This is a genomic window from Thermoflexus sp. (genome assembly GCF_042408365.1).
Lineage (GTDB): Bacteria > Chloroflexota > Anaerolineae > Thermoflexales > Thermoflexaceae > Thermoflexus.
Genome location: NZ_JBHOQJ010000244.1, coordinates 1 through 2,873, shown reverse-complemented (window position 1 = coordinate 2,873; position 2,873 = coordinate 1). Strand labels below are relative to the sequence as shown.

Below are 2,873 nucleotides of genomic sequence, written 5' to 3'. Positions count from 1 at the left end.
TGGGCCTTGCAGATCTCCCGGCCGTGACGGATGAGCAACAGATGGAAGGGCAGATAGCGCTCGGGCGAGATCAGGGCCTCCATCCAGTCATGGGCTTTCTCCGCCGACATCCCCTCGGGGATCAAACCCAACCGGGTTCCCACCCGATGCACATGGGTGTCCACTGGGAAGGCGGGCTTATCCAGGGAGAACAGCAACACGATGGCCGCGGTCTTCGGCCCCACCCCATCCAGACGCCGAAGCCACGCTTTCGCCTCCTCCACGGGCCAGTCCGCCAGGAAATCCAGGGAGAGCTCGCCGCGTTCCTCCGTGATCCGTCGGAGGATCCGCTGGATCCGAGGGGCCTTTTGAGCCGATAGGCCCGCTGGTCGGATGGCTTCCCGGACGGCTTCCACCGGGGCATCCCGAACGGCCTCCCATGTGGGGAACCGCTCCCGCAATCGTTCGAAAGCCCGCCAGCTGTTGACGTCGCTGGTGTTTTGAGAAAGGATCGTCAGGATCAGCTCGGAAAGAGGATCCAATCGCCATCGGGCGGGGATCCCATAATATTCCTCCAGCGCGCGGTCAACCCGTTGGGCCCTTCGCCGCAAGGCGCCCTGCCCTCGAGCCATATCCCCTTCACTCCCACAGGGGCTCTTCATGACAGCGTTCTAACATCGAAGGGTTTTCGGGGGCTGGGCCATCCACTTCTCACCGTTATGCCGTCTCGGTTAGAACTTTGAAAAGCCCTGCGGATGACCCCACCCTCTTTGATCCTTCCTCCTTACGACCCAAAACGACATAAGGAAGAATCAAAGCAACTGTTCAGCTCGAATGAAACCTCCCGCTCCGGGCGCTGGTTCGCCCCTTGGCGCCGATGGGAATCGGTGCCCCTCAGCGCTTCGCGCTGGCCGTCGGCCTGAGGAGGACGATTTCCATCGGCGCGCAGGAAAACCCAGGTCGGCGCAGGCCCGACAGGGTGACTTCCAATCTGCGCCTGAACAGCTTTTGGGGAGCGGCGCCATCAACCCGAAAGGTTTCGCTATTCCCCAAACCAAGCCCGCAGCCGATCCGCCTCGAACGCTCGTTTCTCCTCGAGATAGCGAGGGGAAGGATCGGTGAGCTCGATCTCCGGCGCCGGCTCGGCCAGGAACCGGCCCCGCACCAGCATCGCCTCGCCCCGACCCATCTCCAGATAGCAGAACCCTTCCCCGCCAAAGGTCGCCTCGGGTTCCCGCCCTGCGAAGGCCGCGGCGATCCGCTCAGCCACCACCTGCCCCTCCGCCTCGGCGAAGACCCCCGCCTTGGGCAAGGGCATGCCGTTCGGGAGAAGGATCTCCGTGATGTCCCCAATCGCGTAGACGCCCGGAAACCGCGTCTGCAGCGTCCGGGGATCGACCCGCACCCATGCCCCCCCATCGGTCAGGCCGCTGCGGACCACCACCTCCGGGCAGCGATGCGGGGGGACCCCCAGGAGGAGGTCAAAGGGCCGCCGCCGCTCGCCGAAGATCACGGCCCCGGCTTCCACCGCCGTCGCTTTATGGTTGGCCAGGAACTCGATCCCATGCTCGGCCAGACGACCTTCCAGCACGGAACACCCCGCCGCGCCCAAAACCGGGAGGGACATCGGCTGAGGGGTGAACACGGAGAGCCGGGCGCGGACCCCACGGGCCTCAAAGAAATCTTTTAGGAGAAAGGCCATTTCATAGGGAGCTGGAGGGCACTTGTAGGGAACGCCGAAGATGCCGATCACAACCTGCCCGCCTCGGAAAGCGCGCACCGCCTCGGCCGCCCGGGGGATCTCATTGGGGTCATACACGTTGATCGCATATTCCCGGAACCCCGGGATGGCCTCCGGATCTAACTCCGCCCCCAACGCCACGACCATAGCGTCCCCTTCCCATCGCTGGCCGTCCACCTCCACCGCCCGATTCGCCGGGTCGATCGAAGCGATCGTCCCCTGCAGAACACGGATGCCGTGGCGCTCAAGGGCTTTTAACGAACGGCGCCCTTCCTCCAAGGTGCCCCGACCGATCATGGCCCACGTCTTGCGGAGGCCCATCATAAAATACGGGCGCCGTTCGATCAGTATGATCTCGTCCTCCGCGGGAAGCCGCTGGCGAAGCGCATAGGCCGTTGCAACCCCACCGAAACCGCCGCCCAGAATCAACACCCGTCGCATTGGGACCCTCCTTTCCTACTGTGTGTATGAATTTTACCTGAGTTGCTTCGTTATCATGATCAAGGGTATGGGAAATGGGCTGCCTGCCCCCACGGCGATTTCACGAAGAACAACAACCAACCCGGGCATGCGTTCCACGGACGCCAGTCCGCTTCCCGCCTGCTTACACGGGGAATCCCCGGGTCCGCCACTGGTCCTCCACGGTCGCGGCGACCTCTGCAGCTTCGTGCTCCAGGCGGACCCCCTCATAACGCTGGGGGTTAACGAAGTAATCCATCAGATAGGCCCATAAGAAGCCGAGCGCTCCCCGCTCCCGCCACTGGCGCACGTGAACCAGCTCGTGGACTAACAAGAGAAATCCCGGCAAGCGATCGAGCGGCCAGTAAGCCGGATCGATGAAAATATGCCGTCCCAACGTCACCGCAGCGGGATCCACGCCAGGGCGTGGGTCGGGCATGATCCGGAGGATGATCCGGGAAAGCCCGGTCCCAACATGAAGGCGCGCTCGTTCCAGATCCGCCTCGGAGATCCACGGCCCTGTCAACTCCCGCAGCAGATTCTGAACGTGCTCTGGGATCTTCCCATAGTACGGAGGCATCTCGGTTCACCTTTCTAAAGGATGTCAATGCTTGGTCAAGCCGAATTTTGACTGGTTGTCTCATGGGGGTTTGGGGGCGAGCCCGGCGGCGTGGGCGCCCCGCCCCCCCCCCAA

3 protein-coding genes are annotated in these 2,873 nt (G+C 63.4%); all 3 read right to left on the bottom strand.

The features are described from left to right. The coding region (gene nth / locus ACFMO5_RS11330; RefSeq protein ID WP_376792861.1) for an endonuclease III domain-containing protein at nt 1–611 on the bottom strand (611 nt) is incomplete at its 3' end. Between the two features lie 410 nt (nt 612–1,021). Beyond that, nucleotides 1,022–2,161 carry an NAD(P)/FAD-dependent oxidoreductase gene (locus tag ACFMO5_RS11325; protein ID WP_376792860.1) on the bottom strand — a complete coding sequence of 380 codons (1,140 nt, stop codon included), beginning with the start codon at nt 2,159–2,161 and terminating at the stop codon, nt 1,022–1,024. A 163-nt stretch (nt 2,162–2,324) separates the two neighbouring features. Further along, the gene (locus tag ACFMO5_RS11320; protein WP_376792859.1) at nt 2,325–2,759 is read right to left on the bottom strand and encodes a DUF4157 domain-containing protein; all 435 of its coding nucleotides are present in this window, start codon (nt 2,757–2,759) and stop codon (nt 2,325–2,327) included. Nucleotides 2,760–2,873: the final 114 nt, after the last annotated feature.